This window comes from Arcanobacterium wilhelmae, assembly GCF_029632765.1.
GTDB lineage: Bacteria > Actinomycetota > Actinomycetes > Actinomycetales > Actinomycetaceae > Arcanobacterium > Arcanobacterium wilhelmae.
The window spans coordinates 299,495-321,303 of the sequence record NZ_CP121247.1; the positions used below are offsets into that span (position 1 = coordinate 299,495).

The following is a 21,809-nucleotide window of genomic DNA, read 5'->3' on the forward strand; positions in this document are numbered from 1 at the left end:
GCATCACCACGTTACGGGCGAGGTAAATTTTGTATCATCTTCAGCAGCCTAGATAACGAAGCCCGGACGGCTAGGCCGTCCGGGCTTCGTTATGTTTGTGCCGAGCGAGCTCGCTCGCGCACTCCTTACTTAGTGTCGGCAGGAACCTTGCGGGCCGTCCACGGCAACCAGATAGGCCGGCCGATGTCGTGCGTGATTCCCACAATGGTGAGCGTACGCACGATGAACGTGTCGATGAGGATTCCGAGCGCAACAATCACGGCGAGCTGGAACATGAACAGCAGCGGCACGACCACGAGAGCGGCGAAGGTGGCTGCGAGGACGACACCGGCAGAGGTGATCACGCCGCCGGTCACGGTTGCGGCGCGCTTGGTTCCTTCGCGTGTTCCGTGTTTGAGGGATTCTTCGCGGGCTCGCGAGAGCAGGAAGATGGTGTAGTCCACGCCTAGTGCCACGAGGAAAACGAACGCGTAGATCGGGATGGAGGCGTCAGCGCCTGGGTGGTTGAGGATCTGGAAGAACAGGATCCCGGACAGGCCCATCGCGGCCGCGAAGCTCACGACGTTGACGGCGAGAACGATCAGCGGTGCGACGATGGCACGCAACAGGATCATGAGCAGAACGGCGATCACGACGAGCACAACAGGGAAGATTTTGTTGAAATCGTTGTTCGCGGTGGTCTGCGTGTCCAAGGTTTCGGCTGCGGGGCCGCCAACAAGCGCACCCGCGTCGGCGTCGTGCGCGACGGATCGGATCGCCGTCACGACTTTCCCGGCTGCCTTATCTTCCGACGGCATCGTGGTGGTGACGTTGAGGAGTGCCTTCCCGTCGACGATCGTCGGCTCAGCGTTCGCTGCCGACGTCGGACGGCCCGCCGACGTCGGCGCCTGACCGGTTCCTTGGGGGCGGGCAGCTGCGCTTTCGCGCGCAGGCGCCTCACCGGCGTCGTTGGCGCCGGGGGTGCTACCGGCGGCCTCCGGGCGCCCGCCGACGCCAGCCGGAGCTCCAGATGCGCCAGCGTCGGTTGCGAACTCGACAGAGGCGACGCCGTCGAGGGCTTCGATGCGCTCCTTGAGGCTGTCGGCCTTGTCCTCGCGGACGACGACGGTGGTGGGTTGGGATGAACCGGCGTCGAACTTCTCTTGCAGAACCTCGAAGCCGACCACGGCTTCGGGGGAGGAGGTGAACTGGTCGGTCGTTGAGGTGCCGTCGGCGGGGAAGGTGAAGAAAAACGCTGCCGAGACGGCAAGGGCTGCGAGCGTGCTGATCCACACTGGCCGGTCGTGGCGCGCAACGAAATTCGCCACTGTGTTCCAGGCGCCGTGGCTCTTTTCGATCGCCTCAGCTTCGGAATCGTAGTGGGGAAGTTTTGCGGGCCAGAACAAGATCGAGGCCCGCTTTCCAGGCAACATGAGGATGCCGGGGAGGAGTGTGAGGGCGGCGAAGATGGCGAAGAGGATGCCGATCGCGGCGATTGGGCCGAGCGAGGCGGTTGAGGACAGATCCGAGAGCATGAGCGTGAGCAGTCCGCAGATCACGGTGCCGCCGGAAGCGACGATGGGTTCCCACGAGCCCTTCAATGCGGTGGCGAGAGCGTCGATCGGTGTAGCTTTGACCATCATTTCTTCGCGGTATCGGGCGATGAGGAGGAGGCAGTAATCGGTGGTCGCGCCGATCACGAGGATGGCGAGGATTCCCTGGGTTTGGCCGTTGAGCGAAAGGATGTCGTTCTTCGCCAGTTCGTAGACGACGAGCACCGCGGCGCACAGCGCTGCCATTGCCGTCCCGAGGACCGCGAATGGGAGCAAGAGTGAACGGTAGACGGCCACGAGGATGACGAACACGAGGCCGAGGGCCACGAGAAGGAGCGTGAGGTCGATGCCGGTGAAGGCGCTGCCGAGATCTGCGGCGAGGCCGACCGGGCCTGAGACGCGGACTGTGAGCCCCTGTTCCTGAGGGGCCGCGTCGTTGATCGTGGCGCGAAGTGCTGCGGTTGCTGAGTTGATCCGCTTCTCGCCATCGGGTGAAAGTTCGGCCAGTTTGGCCGCATCGAGGCTCATCGGCAGCAGTGCGGCTGTTTTATCCTCGTTCGGAACAACGGGGATCATGGGCGAGGTGAGAAGCTCGGAGAGTGCGATATCGCCGGGGATCTCGGCCGTGACCATGTTCTGCGAGAGGTTCTTGAGCCACGCGAGTTGGGAATCGGTCAGTTTTTCGTTTCCCGACGTCGACGCGACGACGAGCGCTGGGATAGTCGACGACGCGTTGAACTTGGTGGCTTCCTCCTTTGCGAGGGTGGATTCGGCGGTTTTGGGGAGGAATACTGCCTGATCGTTCTCCGAGACAGTCCCGATCTTTCCCTGTGCCATGCCGCCGAAGGCAAGGGCTGCGAGCCACAGGAGGAGCAGGAGAATCCTCAAGGGAACCGCCCGTCGTGATGCGAGGAATCCCATCACACGGTTGATGGGATTGGTGGGTTGAGCATCTAGCTGTGTGCGGCGATGCTGAGGATTTTCTACATGTGACATGCGCTCACACTATCAACACTTTGAGACATGCGTTCTTTTTTATGGAATTGTTCTCATGTGAATTGCCAATCGGAGCGGGTGCTTGTTCTGGTGCGGATCGCGGCACCTGGCTAGCGGCTATTGATGCGTTAGTAAGAGGTATATGTCCGCTGGGAGGCAGTGGAGCATGGTGAGTGCCAGCCCGGTGCGGGGAGATTGGTTGTCTTTCTCCCCGCATTTGCATCCCTACCGACGCTCCGCTCGCCAGTGCTGCAGGGGTGGGGACGCAAATTGGCCCCGACGTCGTCGCCGGGGCCAACAATCGCGGTCCTGTTACTACCAGGCCATCCCGCGCCGGCGGATGTTTACGGCAGATGCCACGAGGCACAGTGTGACCGTTCCCACCAGCACAAGCGTTCCGAACGCACCCACAGCCGTGAGTGCGCCGACGTCGGTGCCTTTCGCGAGTAGCGTGGCACCCAGCGCGAGCGTACCGATCGGGAACGTGAGCGCCCACCAGCCCGGAGCGAACGGCATGCGCCGAATAAACCCGCGCACAGTCACTACCAGCGCCCATGCGCACAGCGGGATCCCGACCACAACCATGAACCAACCGTAGGTGTTCGCCACGCTCTGGGCGCTTGCTGCGAACTGTGGCAGGAGCATCTCGCGAGCTTGCGCCGCGATCGACTGCGCCGCCGCCGTCGACTGCCCGACCATTCCCAGCGGAATCCACGCGCTCGCGCTCGCGGCCAACGGCAGTGGCTCCACGCGCCAATGATGGTGGTAGGCCGTGGCAAATACAGCGATACCCAGGAAGAATGCCATGAAGAAGCAGGCTCCGCTGATCACCAGGAGCCAGAACTGGAAGGTGTCGGAGACGTGGGAGACGAGCCCGGCGCCCGTCGTCGCCGCAACCATCGGGCCCACAACCGCGAGCCCCCACACTGTCGTCGGGGAGCCGAGGTCCGTGCCGATCAACCAGATTGCGAAGCCGATTGCGGCGGCCAAGCCGATCGCGGTGCCGATGATCCAGGTGACGGCGTCGAGTTGCCAGGCAGCGTCGGCGTATTGGGGCCAGTGCGCGGGCACAACCGCCGCAGTTGCCGAGCCGACCGACAAGATTCCCATCGAAACGGTGCCCCACATGGGGGTTTGTGTGGCGTCGCGGATCGTGGTTGTCAGGGCGTCGCGGGAGATCGCGATGCGCACGATGTAACCGATGACAAGCGCGGCTAGCACGCCCCATGCGAGCACAAGCACGGCGACGGACGCCTGTCCTGCTCCGGGGAGGTTGCCCGTGTGAGCCTGAAGGAGGTTTGCGAGGATTGCGGTTCCCATCGCCGCCGGGAACCAGGCCGGCCCGATGGGTGGCAGTTTGTCGGAGTTCGGGTTCTTTTCCGACGCCGGTGCGCCCTTTTTGTTCGTTTCGGGTGCGTTGGGGTCGGCCGGGTCGGTGCCCGGCTGCGCCAGAGGGTACGAGGACTTCGCTGATTCGTTACTCACGTTCATACAGCGTGCTCTTTATCGGCGGAGGCTTCCAGCTATGTCCACGAAAGATCCGCCACACTTTGGGCAATGAATGCGCGCGAGCCGGCCGGGCGAGGTGAGGTGAGAGATGTGCGTCAAACCGGCTGCGGCGTGAAGTGAAAATTTTTCGCCGTTCGGCGGGGAAAACTGACGGCTGTGGTACCTCCCACCGCGCAACGGTCAGCGCGTTGGGCGTCGGTGGGGTACCGTTAGAGGCGTTCGCACATGAAGAAAATTCTCAGCCAACCGGCTGGAAGAAAGAAGTTTGGAGCGTATGTTGATCGTCATCGGCGGCATGATCGGCGCAGGCAAGACCACGGTTGCTGAGCTGTTGGGCAAGAAGTACGGCTCCACGGTGCTCCACGAGAATGTGGAGAATAACCGGATTCTGCCGCTGTTCTACACGGCGTCGAAGGAGGAGCAGGAGCGTAAGCGTTATTCGTTCCTTCTCCAGCTCGAGTTCTTGAATTCGCGTTTCACGGACGTCAAGCGTGCGATGCTGTCGGGTGCGGACACGATCCTCGATCGCTCGATCTACGAGGATTGGTACTTCGCGAAGGTCAACACGGAGCTTGGGCGTATTTCGCCCGAGGAGTTCCACATTTATGAGGGCCTGCTCAACAACATGATGGAGGAGATCAAGGATCTACCGAAGAAGGCTCCGGATCTGTTCATCTACTTGTATGCGGATTTCGATACGATCATGGATCGTATTCATTCGCGCGGGCGCGATTTCGAGCAGGACGACGAGCTCACCTCATACTACCGTAAGCTCTGGGAAGGCTACGACGAGTGGGTGGACAACGATTACATCGCCTCGCCGGTTCTGAAGATCAACGTGGCCGAGCATGAGGTTGGCCTGGTTCCGGAGCAGCAGCAGTATCTGTTTGATCAGGTGGAGGCAGAGCTGAAGCGCCTGGGCGTGAAGTGAGTTGAGTTGTGTAAGGGAAGGCGGCCTGCGTGCCGCCTTCCCTTTTTGCCCGTCGACATCGCTGCGTTACCGACGTCGGTGTGCTGCTGTCGTGGTTGTTGGTGTTGCGTACGCGCGTCCCGGATGGTGGACGCGCACCAGCGCGCTTTGTTGGCTGTGAGCGGACATGCAAACGCCGAAAATCCGCCATTTCGGGACGTTTTGGGTGGTTTGTGTAGCCTAACCTTAGGAAAATATCAGCCGTCTCCTAGGACTTAGGGCGTAGTGTTCCCGCCATGAATATCCCACTTCATCCGCTTGCAGTGCACCTCCCGGTTGTGTTGGTGCCGCTTTCTGTTCTCTTCCTCCTGGCTTCCGTGGCAACCGCGCGCTGGCGCAATGTTTCCACCACGCTCGGGACGGTATTCGCGTGGGTTTCCTTCGCTGGCCTCCTTGTTGCGAAGGAAACTGGCGAGTCGCTGGCGCATGTGCGCGGCGTGCCGTCGGCTCACGAAATGTGGGCGGATTTCACTGTTGTTGCTGTTGGCCTACTTGCCGTGTTCGCGACGGCGTGGGCGCTCCCGTTGCTGCGTGAGCTTGGCAAGCCTGGGTTGACGAAGCTCGCCGACGCCGGTGCGAAGCTCGCGCCGATCGCCCGCGTTCTCGTCGCGCTCGCCGCAATCGCGTCGCTGGTGTTTATCGTGCTGGTGGGCCATTCCGGTGCGAGTGCAGTGTGGGACAAGCCCGCAGCTTCGGCTACCGCAGCCCCGGCGTCGGCAGCTCCGGCGCAGGCCGCACCGGCAGCGTCGGCTCCTTCGGGCGCAACCAGCGCCCCGGCGTCGGCCGCGGATGGTTCCTTCACGATGGCGGAGATTGCGAAGCATAACAGTGCCGAATCGTGCTGGGTGGCGATTAACGGCACCGCGTACGACCTGACCACATGGATCAACCACCACCCGGGCGGGCCGGCCGTGATTGGCACCATGTGTGGCACTGACGGAACGGCCGCGTTCACCGTACAGCACGGCGGCGAGGGCGAGCCGGCCGCTGAGCTCGCGCAGTTCAAACTCGGGCCGGTGAAGTAGTCTTTGTTGCCGGAGGGCCTGGCAGTTTGTTGTAGTTTTTCGGGTCCGGTTGCACTATGTGCAACCGGACCCGGTTTTATATAGATCTGTGTGCTTTACTTCGCGAGTTCGTTGATCAGCCAGCCGAGCTCCGGCTCGAACGCCGGGCCATACCAGTGGTTGTCCAGCGTGTGCGTGCGCTTGATGCATCGCAGAGTGAAATCGGCGGCGATACGCGCCGAATCGAACACTGAATGTCCATTCATTAGTGCGCCAACAAAAGTAGAAGAGTACACATCGCCCGTGCCGTGGCTGCCGCGCTCCAGGCGCTCGTGCTCGTAGTAGGCGTATTCGCCGTTCTCGAACACCACCACGCCGGTGGTTTCCGGAGAGTAGGAAATACCCGTAAGAATCACGGTTTTCGCGCCGCGCTCGGTGAGCTTCGCGAGCAGCTCGTTGATGAACGCGCGATCGTAATCCTCGCGGTACTCGGTTTCGGTAATGAGGCAGGCCTCGGTGATATTGGGCAGAATGATGTCCGCCGAGAAGGCGAGACGGCCCATGGCTTTCGCGAACGCCTCGTCAAAACCTGGGTAGAGCTTGCCGGCGTCGGCCATCGCCGGATCCACAATAAACGGCGCACCTTCGCGCAGCAGCGAATCGGCGATGGATTTGACGTAGTCGATCTGCTTCTCGGAGCCGAGGTAACCGGTGTAGAGTGCCGCGAAATCCAGGACCTCCTTCTTCCAGTGCGCCTCGATCGCAGGCATATCGTCGGTCAGATCGCGGAACGTGTAGCCGGTGAAACCACCAGTGTGTGTGGAGAGCACAGCGGACGGCAGGATCGACGTCTCCTGCCCGCACGCCGAGAGGATCGGCAGTGCCACCGTGAGCGAGCACTGGCCCACGCCCGAAATGTCCTGGATCGAAAGAATGCGGTTATACGCCATCGGTGATTCTCCTTTGTTTGACGTTCGGCACAACTTTACTCGGTTCGGTGCGGGTTTCGCGCCGGTAATCGGGGGCTTGGCACGTCACCCGCGTACTGCCCGTCCGAGCGGGGCGAGCAGGCGTTTCGCGACGATAGCGAGTGCGGCAGTCGCGACGAGGGCGAGGACGGGGTACGTGAACCGGGCCCCGGCGTCGCCAAGCATGCGGTCCAGTACGATCATCGGCAAGTTTTGCACGGTGTAGAGCCAAAAAAGGTTCTCGCCGCACCACTCGAGCGGGCGGGAGCGCAACGGGAATCGGGCGAGGACCGACACGATCGTGAGAGCGAACGCGATCGACTCCATGCCGAACACGAAAAAATGCGGCCGATCCACGAGCGAAAGCCCGTACGTGGCGGCAAGTGGGACGGTGAGCGCGGCGAGCCAGCCCGGCGTCGTCACGACGAGACGCGTGTATGCTGGGCGTGCCAGCGCAAGCATCATGCCGGCCGGGAAGCATAGCATCGAATAAAACGTGTAGTGCTGGTTGGGTTTTTGTGTGGACATCCAGAGCTCGAATAATGCCACAACCAGCGTAAACGCAGCGACGAGCACCCATGTGCGGGCGGGGGAAGCGCCGGGGCTCCACACGCCGACCCTCTCGGCGCCGCGGAAAACCACCCACGTCAGCGCCCACAGCGCCAAAATTGCGAAAATATACCAGCTCGCGTTCGCGAGCGAAAACCAGCCGAACATCGCAAAGAAAGCGTATGTTGCCGAAACTGGCTCCGGGCCGATCATCGCGAGGACAAGGTAGCACGCCGTGATCGGGATGAACTGGGCGAGCGTGGCGCCGATGCGCGCACGCGGAATCGTGCGTGCATAACCCGATTTGCTCGCGAGCGACACCATCATCCCGTATCCCGAGAAGAGCAGGAAACAGGCCACCATCAGCTGTCCAAGCTGGGAGATGAGCCAAAGCATCCCGCCGTCGCTCCAGGGTGTAGTGGGGTAGTGCGCCGTGACGTGCGAGGCGAACACAATCATGATGAAGACGCCGTTGACGGCGTTCGTTTGGCTGCGGGAGAGGAAGTGGGTCGCTGTGGCGGCGGGGTTAGCGGTGGTGGTCTGGTTGGTTGGGGTGGCGTGGTTGCTTGGGGTGGCGGTGCCAGTGGGTGTGGCAACGCCGGTGCGACGGCCGTTCCAGATGCCGTGGAGCGTGAGTGCGACGATCAGCGCGAGAAAGAGGTTCACGCGTGGAATTTTAGCGGTTGGAGTGGGCTGTACTCGTGGCTCCTCAAATTTTGGTCGCTTTTTTGTGGGCTCGAGCCGTATATGGCCCTGAGTCTTGATTTTTGCGCCCAAAATTTTCAGTGCACGAGGTAGCTCACAGCCCCTGGGGGCTCAGACGGGATGGCGTAAAAGAGTGGTTAAGGTGCTTGTTGTCAAAATTGGTAGAAACTGTAGTTTGCCTTGCTCGGTGCCGAGTATTACCCTGTAATCAAGAAATCCAGCACGTGATTATTACCCGGTAACCGAAGTGTTCGCCAAAAACTGTCGCAGGCTACTCGTACGGTGAATTGCATCCCCGATGAAGCGGCGAGTGGCGAACCGAAGGTGGAGAAAGGAGGCCCAGGTGGCAGTTCGAGATGTGTTGCTGTGGCTGCTCGCAGAGCAGCCACAGCCGGTGTATCAACTGCGCGATGAATTCGAGGCGCGCACCGATCACATCTGGCCCATGAACGTGGGGCAGGTGTATCAAACAGTCCGCCGGCTTGAGCGTGATGGACTCGTTGAATCCCTTGGCGAGGTTGAGGGCAAAAGCGGCGAAACGTATGCGATCGCCGGCTCTGGGCGCGAGGTGCTTGATACGTGGCTTGCGGCTCCGATCCTGCGGCCGCGTGATGAACGCGACGATCTGGTCATGCGCATCGCGGTCGGCGCCGGAGCGGCGCGAAACCTCACAGCCGATATTCACGCTCAGCGCATGGCCACGCTCGCCGAGATCCGTGCGATGACGAAGGAGCTCTCTGGAATCCCGGAGGAAAATCTCACCGCCCAGCTCCTTGCCCAGCGCCGCATTTTCGATCTGGAAGCGCAAGGCCGCTGGCTCGATCACATTGAACGAATCATTGCCCGCCACGCCGCGGCACAGCCGGATGCCGGCGATCCGCCCCCTGGCGCCCGCGCAACGACAATTGAACCCAACGCGCCCGCGCGCACCGGCGTCGCCGATCCGGCGGCGAACTCCCACTCGGGCGGCAACGGGGCCGCTCACAACCGCAGCACTGAAAGGTATTGAAATGAGCAACGTCATTACGATGGAGAACGTCACGAAGATTCACCGCTCAGGCGCAGATGAGGTCCGCGCCCTTGACGGCGTGAGTGCGGGGATTCGCACCGGTGAGTTTGTGGCGGTGATGGGGCCGAGCGGTTCGGGAAAGTCCACGTTCCTCAACGTGATTGGTGGGCTGGATGCGCCAACGTCGGGCAAGATTTTTGTAGACGGGCAAGAGATCACTGCCGTGTCGATCAAGATCCCATACTATGGCGGTGATTGTGATTGTTGGCGTAGTGGCGCTCGCGGCTGCCTCGCCGGTGTTCATTCGCGTAGCTGCTTGGGCGTTCCACTGGAATGTGGCTGCGAAGATGGCGGGCCGTGATCTGGTGCGTAACAGTTTTCGATCGTCGGCGGCGGTGGCGGCGATCATGGTGGGCGTGATCCGTGCGACCATGGCGGGTGCGTTCTCGGCGTCGACGCTGAGTGCACAAAATCGTCTGCAATACCCAGGGCTCGAGCGTGGGGAAGTTTTGTATACCCTTGCCTACGAATCAGTGGGTGGAAACGACGCCGACGTGCTCAAAATGGCTGTGGATCGCGCGAATTCCGTTCGGCCGGTGGCCTCGTCGCAGATCGTGTATTCACCGTTTTTCGATCAGAAAACGATCGTCGAGCCAGTCGCGGGAGAAGAGCCACAAAAGCGCCCAGCGTCGAAATGGGCGAATTCGCCAGGAGTTGGTGAGGGGCTCGGGTTCGGGAGCCGGGTCATGGTGGTTGAGCCAGGCGATGTTGGTGGTATGAATTTCATTCCAGATCAGAATAAGCCTGCGGCTAAGGTTGCCCTTGAACGCGGCGAAGTACTGACATTTGATGATGTGAGTAAGCCGCTCGAGTTTCTACCGTGGGGCGAAAGTGTGGGGTCGAGTGAGGGAACGCCGCTCGGTGTTTCGCAGGCTCCACTGATGGAACGCAATTATGGTGTGAATGCCCTGATGACTCCCGCTACCGTGAAAAAGCTTGGCGGAACCGTGCGAGCAACGGCTATTCGGATCACGTTCGAGCAGCCAATCACCTTGTGGGATAACCGTGGCGCTTTACGTCAAGCTCTTCAGGGCGACGGCGCGGAAGTTCAGGCTGCGGTGATCGCGGCACCCGAGTATGAGCAGTTTACGTCGTGGCTTGTGATTTGCCTGATCGCTGGAGGTGCTGCGGTTTTCGTGGCCATGATCGTGGTGGCAATGAGCGCGCGGGCGGCCCGGCAAGATATGGACACAGTGGAGGCGCTCGGTGGTGCGCCAGGTTTCCGGCGGGCGTTCTCGTCCTGGCACGGGGTGATTACGGCGGTTGCCGCTGTTGTTCCGGGGGCCCTGGTGGGCGAGTTTGGTGTGTGGCTGGCGCGTAACCGCATGGAGATTTCGGAGATAGGCTACGAACCGCTTGCAGTTGTGCTGATTGGGGTAGTCATTGTTGCGGTCACAGCGCTAGCTGGCGCGATCTTCCCGCCTGGGCGAGGGGTACTCACCCGCCGCGCCGACTAGGTGGTGTGTGGTGGCGTGCTAATATTACCACGCCACCACATGTCTTGATAATATTAGCAATATGAGAACTCCGCTTGATTCGCCTTTTAGTCCTGGCTCTGATGTTGTGCCGCAGGTATGGGCTGGGCGCGCTCGTTTCCTCGCGGATTGGCGTGATGTGCTTCGCCCGAGGCGAGTGGCGGGAATCCATGAGCGTGCCCGAACAATCCTCGGTGAGGCTGGTTCGGGTAAATCTGCGCTCGTACGTCGCATTGCGCAAAGTGCACGCGACCAGGGGGATTGGGTCACTGAACAGATTCGGATCCCGGCAGGCGGCGATCCGCTCAAGCGTGTAGCCGAGGCGCTCCTCGGGCTCGCGGCGCAGGCTGGTCTGGTCGTCGCTACCGAAAAGCGAATTTCCGCGGTGCTGGCACGTGTGCAGGCCGTTGCCGTGGGCGGCGCATCAGTCACGTTTCGGGAAGCGGAGGGCGTTGAGGCGTACCGTGCACTCACGGAACTTTTGATTGAGCTCGGGCGTGCTGCGATCGCTCGCGCCAACACGATGGTGGTGGTCCACGTCGATGAAGTTCAAAACATCACGGATACCAATGTGCTTTCGCAGCTCCTTGTCGCCTTCGGGGATGCTCTCGCGTATGAAGAACCAGTGAAAGCTCCTGGCGGTTATGAGGCGTCGCGAGCCTTGCCGATCGCTATCTACCTGACGGGTTTGCCAGAGTTTCTCGATATGGCTGGCGCTCGCGTGGGTGCAACCTTCGCGCGCCGGTTCCAAACGGGAACTCTCGAATCTTTGGATGTCGAAAGCCTCGTTGAGGCACTCTATCCGTTCATTTTTGACGGGTGGGAGATCGCGGATCCAGATGGCGGGATTCGGAGAATCTCGATGGAGGTTCCGGCGGCCACGAATATTATTCGGTACTCGTGCGGTGAGCCCTTCTTGTTCCAGCTCGCCGGCGCGAACGCCTGGTATGCGGGAACAGGTGATGTGATTACGGAAGAGGATGTTGAACGTGGCTGGGCGCATGCCGCACCGGAAGCGGAAGCGCATGTGCTGAGAATCCTGGAGCGCCTACCTGCGCGTGAACGCGAGTTCCTTGAGGCGATGGCGGCGTTGCCGCCTCAGCAGCGCCAGCTTCTCACCATCGCGAAAGCGCTGGGTTACGCCACTTCAGCGAAGGTGGGGACAACAGCGCGCAGGCTTGAAACCCAGCGCGGGATCATTGCCCGCGGCACCCAGTACCGTTTCACCAACCAGGCGGTGGAAGCGATGCTCAGCTCCGGCTGGCCCTACGAGGCTCCGCCCTTGCGCAATCCGCATGAGCGTTAGCCTTCGCGGAACACTGCGAAAAACTGAATCAACCTCGTAAAATAAAAAGTGGAGGCGCCGCCGTCCCACCAGGAAGAAAGCCAGGGAAGGCTGGTGCCTCCGCTTTTGTTGTGGATTGTTGTATGTAAACGCCGGGTGGGGCGATCGGAAAATTTCCGATCGCCCCACCCGGCGTTTAGGTGAAATTATCTTGCGGCCCTTTGAGTGGATGACCGCGGCTACTTGCTTAAGCTAAAATTTTGGTTCGAAAAATTGACGATCAACGCCATATAGAGTTCCGAGCCTCAAAAAACGAACCAAAATTTTAGCTGCGCGGAGTATCAGCTCTGGAACTCTGAGGCGCGGTCCTTTGCTCCGCGCACGAGGATCTCCAAGCGGTCCTGCGTGATCTTGCCGATCTCGGCCAGGGCCATCATGTTCTCAACCTCGGGCCAGTTCTCTAGGCGCCGGCGCGCTGCCGCCAAAATACCTGGCATCGAATCATCGGTTCGCAGGTAGGCCACGTACGGCACGCCGAACTTCTCCTGGTACTTCGCACACAGGGCCTCGAGCTCAGCCAGCTCGCCCTTCGTTGCAGAACCAAGAGCCAGCGAGCCAATGTCGCCGGTCACCGCATCAGGGTTGGTGAGCAGCTCGTACATGTTCGGGTAATCGGCGAGCAGGGCGTAACGCGAATCCGAATCCGAATGCATGATTGCGAACTGCAACGCCTGCCCAAACTCGGCAACCGAGCCGAACGGGCGCGATTCCCACACCTTCTCCAGTGGCCACACCTGGCTGTTCACCAGCGGACGGAACGTGGAAACGAAGGTCTCGCGGTCCATCGCGGCAACATCGTCGAGCGAAACCCGGGCGACAACGTCGGCCTCGGCCCGACGCCTGCGGCCGGTGTGGAAGAACAACAGATTCAAACCGATCGCCGCGATCGCGCCGATCGACATTCCCGAGGAGAAGAACACTTGCGCCCACTGTGGGAATACTTGCGCGATCTCGGGGCGGAAGGTCACAAGCATTGCCAGGCCGAGCGCGGTGGTCACGATCGCGGCGATGCGCGGGTCGGCGAGGTCAGACTTTGCAATCGTCTGCAGTCCAACCCATGCCACATTTGCGAACAGCGCCAGTGAGGCTCCGCCGAGCACTGGCGACGGGATCGCGGCTACAACCGCGCCTACCTTCGGCAACAGGCCAACGACGATCATCAGGACGCCGGCACCCGCGGCCACCCAGCGCGACTTGATGCCAGTCAGGCGCACGAGCCCAACATTCTGCGCAAACATCGTGTACGGGAAGGAGTTGAGCACGCCGCCAAGGGTGGTCGAAGCGCCGTCGGCGCGGATCGCGGCCGCAACATCGGCGGAGGTGATGCGCTTGCCGACGATCTCACCGGTGGCGAATACGTCGCCCGTGGTCTCCACCATGGTGATCAACATGACGATCAGCATGGAAAGAATCGCGGTGAACGAGAACGCCGGCCAGCCGAAGTAGAACGGCGTCGTCACGCCCAGGGCGGGAGCCGTGGCGACGGCGTCGAGTTTCTCGGGAGCAACATGGCCGGCGATCAGCGCAACCACCGTGCCGCCAACCAGGCCAATCAGCACCGAAATCGTGCCGAAGAACCCGCGAACGAACCGCTGAACGAGCAGGATCGTGGCCAGTGTGCCGAAGCCGTAGGCGAGGTCGCGCACGGAGGGCACGCCCTGCGCGTAGTTCACGAAGTCGTTCGCGGAAACGGCCAGGAGCGAGGTCCCCATGACGAGCAGAACCGTGCCGGTGACGTGGAAGGGGAAGAAACGCAAAAGCCGCGCAAAGAACGGTGCGGCGAAGAAGGTGAACAGGCCGGCAACGATAATCGAGCCGTAGATGACGGGCAGGGAGGCAACCCCGCCTGCGCCGTTCGTGGCGGCCAGGCCGATCGCGATGATCGGGGCAACGGCGGTGGTGGTGACGCCCTGGATGATCGGCAGGCGCACGCCGACTTTGCGGCCTACGCCCACCGACTGGATCAGGGTGGCCAGGCCGCAGGTGAAGAGGTCGGCGTTGATGAGATGAATCGTGGTGGCCGAATCGAGATTCAGCGAGGATGCGATCAGGAGCGGCACGATCACGGCGCCGGCATAGAACGCGAGGAGGTGTTGAAGGGACAGGAGCACAAGCTTCGGAGCGGCCGGAACGGCGTCCACTGGGTGTTGTTTCATCACCTTCGCTAGTGTAGGCGCTCCCGACGCCGGTCTGCCGCAACTCTCGAATAGCGGACAATTTGCGTCCGCATCGTGGGATTTTGTACCCAGTGCCAAAAAGTTGAAACGTGAACAAAATGCGCCGATACTGGGCACAATACGAAAAGGGAGGCCCACATGGCAGGGAAGTTGCGCGCACTATTTGCGGATACGCGCCCGCTCAAGAGCCCGGATTTCCGCCGGCTCTGGCTGGCGAACATCATCACCGTGATCGGCGCGCAGCTCACTGTGGTAGCAGTGCCGGCGCAAATCTACGACATCACCGGCTCCTCCGGCATGGTGGGCCTCGCCGGCGCGTTCGGCCTGGTCCCGCTCGTGATTTTCGGCTTGTACGGCGGCGCGCTCGCCGACTACTTCGACCGCCGTCGCCTCCTCGAGTTCACCACCCTCGGCCTGATCGGCACGTCGGCGCTGTTCTGGGCGCAGGCCGCTGCCGGCCTGAATAATGTGTGGGTGCTGCTCCTGATTTTCTCGGCGCAACAGGCGTTCTTCGCGATCAACCAGCCGACGCGCACGGCGATCCTGCCTACACTCGTTCCCAAATCGCAGATTCCCGCGGCGAACGCCCTGAACATGACGGTGTTCTCGGCCGGCGCGATCGCCGGCCCGCTCGTGGGAGGCATGCTAATCCCGGTGCTCGGCTATTCCTCCCTCTATCTCGTCGACACTCTCACGCTTTTCGCGACGCTTTACGCTGTCTACCGGTTGCCGTCCCTGCCGGCTCCCGCCCACGACGCCGGTGGTACATGCGACGCCGGCGCCCCCGCCAAGCGTTCCGCCCCGGGTTTCGCTGCGGTGCTCGATGGTTTGAAGTACCTCTCGGTCCACCAGATCGTGCTGCTGTCCTTCGTGGTGGATCTGATCGCGATGATCGCGGGCATGCCCCGCGCGCTCTATCCGGAGGTGGCGCACGTGAATTTCGGCGGCCCGCTTGAGGGTGGTACCGAGTTTGCCCTGCTCAACGCTGCGCTCCCGATCGGCGCATTGCTGGGTGGCATGTTCTCGGGCTGGGTGAGCCGCGTGCGCCGATATGGCCTGGCTGTGCTGATCCTGATCGCGATTTGGGGTGGGGCGATGTTTGCGCTCGGTTTGATGTTCACGTTCGCGCCGTATGCGCCGGGTTGGTTCCTGTTTGGCGCGATGGTGGCGCTCGCGGTGGGCGGTATTGCGGATATGGGGTCGGCGTCGTTCCGGCAGGGTATCCTGCTCGGCTCCACGAACGACAAGGTTCGTGGCCGCCTCCAGGGCGTGTTTATTGTGGTGGTTGCGGGCGGCCCACGCTTAGCGGACGTGGTGCATGGCGGCGCGGCCGAGCTTGTTGGCCCGAATGTCACGACCTGGGCTGGTGGCCTGCTGGTGGTGCTCGGCATGGCTGTGATTGCGGTTGCCTATCCGGCGTTGAGAAAGTTTGAGGCCGCGCCTTCCGACGTCCAACACTAAGGCCGACGACGCCGGTGCGGCCGCTTGCGTCCGGTTCTCCGGCTCGCCTGTGACCAGGCGGTCTATAGCCGTCAGTGGCAGAAAGGCCGCGCAATCGACGTTTGGCGAGTGCCTGATTCAGGCCGTATGGTGTTCGGCGCAGCTTGGGCACACTGGCCCGCGCTTGTCGCTCACTTGCGTAATGCTCGGCGCACCTTCAGCGTCGGCGTCGGCGGCCCGCTTGCCAACCAGCAAACGGCAGTAGCCCTCCCCGGCGAATGGCTCGAGCCGGGTGGCGGCGTCGACGCGTCCGGCGAGGTAGCCGGCGTGGACGCGGCAAATGAGTTCCGGGTATTTTTGTGCCGCGTCGAGTAGCGGGCAGGCGAGGAGCTGGAATGAGCCGTCGTCGTCGTGGTAAGGCGCAAAGCCGACGTCGGTGAGCATCGCCTCCACGTTTTCTTCCGTAACCTGCTCGGCCTGTGTGCCCCACTTGTGGCCGGCCTCGTAGGCGAGGTCCTTCGCGGCGGACTGCTCCGCGAGCACAGCCGCCATCAGTTCCAACGCTGAGATGCGCGTGCGTGCCACATGCGAGCTTGCCTCCGCAATCCGGCCAGCCTTCGTGATCGTGAAGCATTTCGCCGGCCGCCCGACCCCGCACGAAGAGCACGTCAGCTCATGCACGTAACCGAGTTCGGAGAGCGCTGTGAGATGGTGGCGGGTGGTGTTCGGGTGCCCGTCGAGGTGTTTGACGAGCGTGTCGAGCCGAACCTGCGGCCCGAGATCGGCAACCGCGCGCAACACGCGCAGGCGTGGCTCGCTGAGCGTGGCGACCTCTTTCCGCCCGCTCTTCGGGTGTGATCCACCCTTCGCTGGATTTGTTTTGCGTGGCATATCCCCAGTCTAGGAGGTCAAACCAGCCGTTTTTAGCGGCGGAAGTCCCACCTTAGGGCGATTTTTTACAAAGCGCCTTCCCGACGCCGGTGCGCGGCGCTCAATCCGGTAGATTTTGCGTATGACCTCATTTTCGCCCGCACCCTCCGCTTTGGATCGGCTTATTTGCGACGTTGCCGGTGCCGAGGCGCCGGCGGCGCGCGCCTTCGTTGTTGCCTCAGATCCAGATGGCTCACTCCTGAGCTGGGCGAATGCCCACGGAACGGCCGTTGTTGTGGCTAGTGACTATCGCGAATATGCGCGCGCGCAGGCCCACGGCACCGCCGCCCACGCCCTCACGCAACTCGCGCCAGGGAGCGCACCGGGTGCGGTCGGCGTCGGGCATCTGCCGAAATCGCTCGCCGGGATCCGCTACCTCGCACGTCAACTCGCGCGCGCCGGCGTCGAAACCTTGGTGCTCGGCGCGAACACGAAACACATGAGCCGCTCGATGAATGCCGAACTCGCCCGCTCCTACGCGAACGTGCACGCCTCGCGCGGCCGCGGAAAGTTCCGCTGCCTTGTCGCGAGCGGGCCGCTCCCGAACCTGCCAGAGCTCGAACCGTCTACCGGCGGGCCTGGCGGACGCCTGCACGCTGTCGGTGGCGTGTTCGGCGGCGCGTCCGACGACGCCGGTGGCCGCCTCCTCGCCGAGGCGTTCTTGAATGACTATTTGGTTCGTGTCACAGATACTGAACAGAGAGATTTCAAGGGGAAAACGCCAGTGACGAAAGGGAAAGTTGTCACTGTGTCCCGAGAAGAGTGCTCCAATGGTCCTTTCATTCTCGTAGATCTTGGATGTGGAAATGGATCTGTGTCACGCCGAGTCCTCGACACTACCGGTGGTTTGATAGCAGGTTTTCCCCAAGACAAAGCGGATTCTGAGCCAACGTCGCAGGTGCGACACGAAAAATTTGATTCCATCGATAAGGATCGATTCCGATTTCGTGTACTTGCGACCGACGTCGACGCGGCTGCAGTCGCCTCGGCTCGCCTCACTCTCGCGAGCTATGCGAACGCCGGTTTAGTGAGTGTTTCTTGGGATGACGCTGGGGAGCAGATCCCTGATTCGTCGGCCGATGTAGTGCTTCTTAACCCGCCGTTCCATGATGGCGCGGGGATCGACACAAGCCTCGTGGAGCATCTCCTCGATAACGCCGACCGTCTCCTTGCATCCGGCGGCGAGCTCTACCTCGTCTACAACTCGCACCTGGCTTATTTACCCGCGGTGCGACGACAATTCGGTATTGTCCAACAAATCGTAAGAGACCGTCGTTTTACAGTGCTCAAAGCTTGGCAAAACCAGGGAAATAGAGATTTGTAAGTCTCTCGATGTAGTTCCGTGTCAGCGTTAAAATCTCGGGATACTTGAAACAGCGAGACATGTGTCCTTGTGTGATTCTCTGTGTCTGGTATATTTGAGGTATTCAATCAATTCACACCGGCGGAGGCGACTTGGATCTTCGAAAAGCGGCAGAGCTGTTAGGTACGGCCGAGGTTGAAATCCGCGCGCAAATTGGGCGAGGAGACCCGGGAGATTCGTACGAGCTTTTGTCCTCACTTCTTGAACTCGGGAAGCGTGTCCGTTCCCTCCGTGACGAAGTGCTGACACTTGGGCAGCTGGAAAGCACGGACATTCAATCCGTTGAACCGCAAATGTTGGAACCTGGTGAACCTAGCGGAGCTGAGTCTTCCGAATTTCCCCTGTACTTCATCGATGAGGACACGTTGTACAAAGTCGGAGAGGCAACCGATGGACACAAAGTTTATGTCAAGCGGGTAACCCTCGATGACGCGTCACAAGTTGTGGCAACTATTCAGAAGTTTTACGGAGAGAGCGAACAGGGTTTCACGATTAACGGGCTGATGAGTGAAAACCCCGGCCCCGCAAAAAGCAAGGTTCAGGTTTTGGTGATGGCGCTTGTTGAAGCAACGTTGATTGAGCGCCGTGGGCGTGGGGAATACACCCTCTCCGGAAGTCTGCGGCGTTGGCGATATCACCTTGACCAACTACCGAAGCATCCCGAGATGCTCGCCAAAGATTTTGTTCTCGACAAAGCTTGAGAATGAATCTGGTGGCAGGAGCTGGAACTCCTGCCACCAGGAAAATCAGTAGTTGGAGCTACTGAAAATAATCACACCGACCGCTAAGAACGGAGGATCTAATTTATGTTAAAACATTTCAACGCCCGCGCGTCTGTGTTTTTCACTAAACGCGATGGACGACTCACTTTCCGTGCGGGGGTGGCCCGTGTCTGATGCGAAAGCGGAATATTCATCTAGCGCAAAGCGGTACATCGACCATACGGAGGGAAATCCGATCGATATTGGGAGAGTCGCCAGGGCTCGCGACCGTGAACGTCGCTACAACAGTCAATGGCTTGCTCTAGCGGTTGATATTAATCAGGTTGTCGAAAAATACACACCTGGCGTGCGTGGGAAACCGAACGGATACAAGTGGGTGTATCGGGGTGAGCGGTATGAAATTCGTGCAGACATGATTGTCGGGTATTTGCGTGTTTATGACCTTCATGCGCACTCATTCCTCAATCGAATGGGTGTCCCGTCGTCGGTTGAGCAGGATACGCATTTTAAGATCCTGAAGCGAGAGGAGATGTGATGTTCTTTGCGTTGATTTTGAAGCGTGGCTTGCCGGGGGTATATGGAGATATTCCTCGTCTGACAAGCGACGTTGCGGAAAAATTTTCGTTCGACTACGACGTCGCTGAGGAATTCGCGAACTGGTTCGCAAATGACGCCTATGAGCTTGTTGGGGGAGCAGTCGATTTCTTCGAGATCGACATGTACGACACCGATCAGTGCGCGCGATTGATTCCGTGGCTTGATGTTCAAATTCAGAGATCCGATATGCCTGATGATATTCGGAGGCTTTTCGTCAAGCTTCGCGAGTTTGCTGGGCGGGCGGTCGAGCTCGGCACTGGGGTGGTGATCGAGCTCTAGTGAGAGCGATGTGTTTGGGTGCGTCCTTAGAGGTGCGTTCTCCTTCGTGCTCTGCCCGCGTGAGGCTTCTCTCGGAATGGCATGAATTTTCTTCCACGCCTTGTAAATATTCCTTGCGCGCCACTAACATCGCTGGCATGACGATTTTTGCTCACACCTGCTGCTGTGCGTGTTCCTGACACGTACAGTCTTGTTGCGCGTAAAAACGTTGACGCATGAAAAACAACGAGGCTGGTTCGGCCTCGTTTTTTGTTGCCCGAAAACAGTGAGCGAGCGCCGACGCCGAACCCCCGACTCCCAGCCGAACCTCCGGCGAACCAGGCCCCGGCAACCAGCCGAGCCACCGGCTCCCAGCCGCAGCATCGGCGTCGTCGGAAAACCGGAGCCCGCTAAGCCAGCCTCACCGAGAAGAAAGAACACTGATGAAACTGAAACTCGTATCGCTCGCACTCGCTACCCTCACCGTGCTGGCTGCATGCGCAACGACCGCAACGCCTAGCGGTGCGGGTTCAGCTGCGGGCGCGAACGCGATCCAGATCGGAACCACGGACAAGGTCTCGGCGCTGGACCCGGCCGGCTCGTGGGATAACGGCTCGGCGAACGTGGAAAACCAGGTCTACCCCTACCTCGTGGGTATCTTGCCGGGTGCGAAAACGAACGAGCCGCAGCCTCTGCTTGGCGATTCGGCAAAATTCACCTCGCCCACCGAGTACACGGTCACCCTCAAGGATGGCCTGACGTTCGCGAATGGCCACAAGCTCACCGCTTCGGACGTGAAGTTCTCCTTCGATCGGCAGCTCAAAATTGCAGACCCTCACGGGCCGTCGTCGATGCTGGCCTCACTGAAGGAAGTGAAAACGCCCAACGAGAACACGGTGGTGTTCGTGCTCAAGGAGCCGGACCAAACCTTCCCGCAGGTCCTGACCACGGTGGCGTCGCTGATTGTGGACGAAGAAGTATTCCCGGCGGATAAGATCCTGCCCGATACCGAGATCGTGAAGGCCAAGCCGTTCGGCGGCCAGTACACGATCGCTGATTACCAGCCCGGTTCGCTCATCAACTTCGCGCCGAACGCCGCCTACACAGGCAACCTGGAGCCGGTGAAGAACGACGGCGTGGTGATGCGCGTGTATGCGGACGCCTCGAATCTGCGCCTGGATCTGGAAAACGGCACGCTCGACGTCGGCTACCGCCAGCTCGCGGCTACCGACATCGAGGCGCTGTCGAAGAACGAGAACCTCAAGCTCGAGAAGGGCGCGGGCGGCGAGATGCGCTACATTACCTTCAACATGGATACGATGCCGTTCGGCGCGAAAACTGCGCAGGCTGACCCTGCAAAGGCAAAGGCTGTGCGCGCGGCGATTGCGGATCTTGTGGATCGCGAGGCGCTCTCGCGCGACGTTTACAAGGGCACCTACACTCCGCTCCTTTCCTACCTTCCGAAGGGTTTCGACGGCTCGAAGGACACGCTCGCGAAGGCGTACGGCAACGGTTCGGGCGCGCCCGACGCGGCCCGCGCGGCAAAGCGCCTCGCCGACGCCGGCGTCGCCACTCCCGTCACGATCGCCTTGCAGTACAACCCGGATCACTACGGCAAGAACTCGGGTGATGAGTATGCGGCGATTAAGACCCAGCTGGAGAAGTCCGGCCTGTTCACAGTGAACCTGGCGTCCACGGAGTGGGTGCAGTACTCCAAGGAGCGCATCGCGGACGCCTACCCGGTCTACCAGCTCGGCTGGTTCCCGGACTACGTGGATCCGGACAACTATCTCGCGCCGTTCTTCGGTACGGACACGTTCGTGCAGAACCACTACGCGAATAAGGCCGTGCAGGAGAAGGTTGCGGCCCAGCGCACCGAGGCTGATCGGGCCAAGCGCGCGGCGATTATCGACGAGATCCAGGCGCAGGTGACGGCCGATCTGCCCACGCTCCCGTTGCTCCAAGGCCAGCAGGTCGTGGTGATGAAGAAGGACGTGTCCGGTTTCGAACTGGGTGCCTCCTACAAGCTGTACTACGCGCCGGTTGCGAAGGGTAAGTAAGGCGTTCCCGACGCCGGTGCGGGGCTTGCGTGATCGCACCGGCGTCGCGTCCATGACAGCTGATGGGCCGAAAGTGGCGCGTTTACACCGAAAACTGGTGATGGGAATGAAACCGGTTCGCAGGTGGAAGTCGCGCCCAA

At 60.9% G+C, this 21,809-nt stretch carries 18 protein-coding genes; 12 read left to right on the forward strand and 6 right to left on the reverse strand.

The annotated features are described in order from the left end of the window. Nucleotides 1-125 precede the first annotated feature (125 nt). A complete protein-coding gene (locus P8A24_RS01325; protein ID WP_278058961.1) occupies nt 126-2,528 on the reverse strand; it encodes an MMPL family transporter in 2,403 nt (800 codons plus the stop codon). A gap of 315 nt (nt 2,529-2,843) precedes the next feature. Beyond that, nucleotides 2,844-4,019: a TDT family transporter gene (locus tag P8A24_RS01330; protein WP_278058963.1), complete on the reverse strand. Its 1,176-nt coding sequence runs from the start codon at nt 4,017-4,019 to the stop codon at nt 2,844-2,846. 292 nt (nt 4,020-4,311) lie between these two features. Between P8A24_RS01330 and P8A24_RS01335 the strand changes: the two genes are divergently transcribed. Together P8A24_RS01335 and P8A24_RS01340 are read left to right on the forward strand one after the other, a co-directional pair. After that, nucleotides 4,312-4,968, forward strand: a complete 657-nt coding sequence (locus P8A24_RS01335; protein ID WP_278058965.1) for a deoxynucleoside kinase — start codon at nt 4,312-4,314, stop codon at nt 4,966-4,968. Nucleotides 4,969-5,243: 275 nt separating this feature from the next. Next, nucleotides 5,244-6,032, forward strand: coding sequence for a cytochrome b5-like heme/steroid binding domain-containing protein (locus P8A24_RS01340; RefSeq protein ID WP_278058967.1), 789 nt, complete (start codon nt 5,244-5,246; stop codon nt 6,030-6,032). A 95-nt stretch (nt 6,033-6,127) separates the two neighbouring features. Here P8A24_RS01340 and P8A24_RS01345 read toward each other — a convergent pair whose 3' ends face one another. Both P8A24_RS01345 and P8A24_RS01350 read right to left on the reverse strand, forming a co-directional pair. Continuing rightward, complete coding sequence (locus P8A24_RS01345) at nt 6,128-6,961, reverse strand: pyridoxamine kinase (protein ID WP_278058969.1); 834 nt, start codon at nt 6,959-6,961, stop codon at nt 6,128-6,130. 84 nt (nt 6,962-7,045) lie between these two features. Beyond that, entirely contained in the window at nt 7,046-8,194 is a 1,149-nt protein-coding gene (locus P8A24_RS01350) for an acyltransferase family protein (RefSeq protein ID WP_278058971.1), read from the reverse strand. Nucleotides 8,195-8,576: 382 nt separating this feature from the next. Here P8A24_RS01350 and P8A24_RS01355 point away from each other — a divergent pair, with 382 nt between their 5' ends. The 4 genes from P8A24_RS01355 (at nt 8,577) to P8A24_RS01370 (ending at nt 12,083) form a co-directional block, all read left to right on the forward strand. Continuing rightward, nucleotides 8,577-9,242: a PadR family transcriptional regulator gene (locus tag P8A24_RS01355; protein ID WP_278058973.1), complete on the forward strand. Its 666-nt coding sequence runs from the start codon at nt 8,577-8,579 to the stop codon at nt 9,240-9,242. A 1-nt stretch (nt 9,243) separates the two neighbouring features. After that, the gene (locus P8A24_RS01360) at nt 9,244-9,603 is read left to right on the forward strand and encodes an ATP-binding cassette domain-containing protein (protein WP_278058975.1); all 360 of its coding nucleotides are present in this window, start codon (nt 9,244-9,246) and stop codon (nt 9,601-9,603) included. Beyond that, nucleotides 9,494-10,759 (forward strand): hypothetical protein, encoded by a 1,266-nt coding sequence (locus tag P8A24_RS01365; RefSeq protein ID WP_278058977.1) that lies wholly within the window; start codon nt 9,494-9,496, stop codon nt 10,757-10,759. Before P8A24_RS01360 ends, P8A24_RS01365 begins: the two co-directional genes overlap by 110 nt. Before the next feature lie 61 nt (nt 10,760-10,820). After that, nucleotides 10,821-12,083, forward strand: coding sequence for an ATP-binding protein (locus P8A24_RS01370; protein ID WP_278058979.1), 1,263 nt, complete (start codon nt 10,821-10,823; stop codon nt 12,081-12,083). A gap of 320 nt (nt 12,084-12,403) precedes the next feature. On the opposite strand, the gene P8A24_RS01375 is transcribed toward P8A24_RS01370, so the two are convergent. Beyond that, nucleotides 12,404-14,278 (reverse strand): solute carrier family 23 protein, encoded by a 1,875-nt coding sequence (locus P8A24_RS01375; RefSeq protein ID WP_278058982.1) that lies wholly within the window; start codon nt 14,276-14,278, stop codon nt 12,404-12,406. Between the two features lie 159 nt (nt 14,279-14,437). On the opposite strand from P8A24_RS01375, the gene P8A24_RS01380 reads away from it, so the two are divergent. Continuing rightward, nucleotides 14,438-15,760 (forward strand): MFS transporter, encoded by a 1,323-nt coding sequence (locus P8A24_RS01380; RefSeq protein ID WP_278058984.1) that lies wholly within the window; start codon nt 14,438-14,440, stop codon nt 15,758-15,760. Between the two features lie 117 nt (nt 15,761-15,877). On the opposite strand, the gene P8A24_RS01385 is transcribed toward P8A24_RS01380, so the two are convergent. Further along, a complete protein-coding gene (locus P8A24_RS01385; protein WP_278058986.1) occupies nt 15,878-16,630 on the reverse strand; it encodes a helix-turn-helix transcriptional regulator in 753 nt (250 codons plus the stop codon). A 121-nt stretch (nt 16,631-16,751) separates the two neighbouring features. Here P8A24_RS01385 and P8A24_RS01390 point away from each other — a divergent pair, with 121 nt between their 5' ends. From P8A24_RS01390 to P8A24_RS01410, 5 genes are all read left to right on the forward strand, one after another. Further along, nucleotides 16,752-17,993, forward strand: coding sequence for a class I SAM-dependent methyltransferase (locus P8A24_RS01390; protein ID WP_278058988.1), 1,242 nt, complete (start codon nt 16,752-16,754; stop codon nt 17,991-17,993). A 131-nt stretch (nt 17,994-18,124) separates the two neighbouring features. Continuing rightward, nucleotides 18,125-18,733 carry a hypothetical protein gene (locus P8A24_RS01395; RefSeq protein ID WP_278058990.1) on the forward strand — a complete coding sequence of 203 codons (609 nt, stop codon included), beginning with the start codon at nt 18,125-18,127 and terminating at the stop codon, nt 18,731-18,733. A 154-nt stretch (nt 18,734-18,887) separates the two neighbouring features. After that, on the forward strand, nt 18,888-19,289 hold the full coding sequence (locus P8A24_RS01400) for a hypothetical protein (RefSeq protein ID WP_278058992.1): 402 nt from the start codon (nt 18,888-18,890) through the stop codon (nt 19,287-19,289). Next, entirely contained in the window at nt 19,289-19,630 is a 342-nt protein-coding gene (locus P8A24_RS01405) for a hypothetical protein (RefSeq protein ID WP_278058994.1), read from the forward strand. The genes P8A24_RS01400 and P8A24_RS01405 overlap by 1 nt, the downstream gene beginning before the upstream one ends. Before the next feature lie 422 nt (nt 19,631-20,052). Continuing rightward, on the forward strand, nt 20,053-21,669 hold the full coding sequence (locus P8A24_RS01410; protein ID WP_278058996.1) for an ABC transporter substrate-binding protein: 1,617 nt from the start codon (nt 20,053-20,055) through the stop codon (nt 21,667-21,669). The last annotated feature ends 140 nt before the right edge of the window (nt 21,670-21,809 follow it).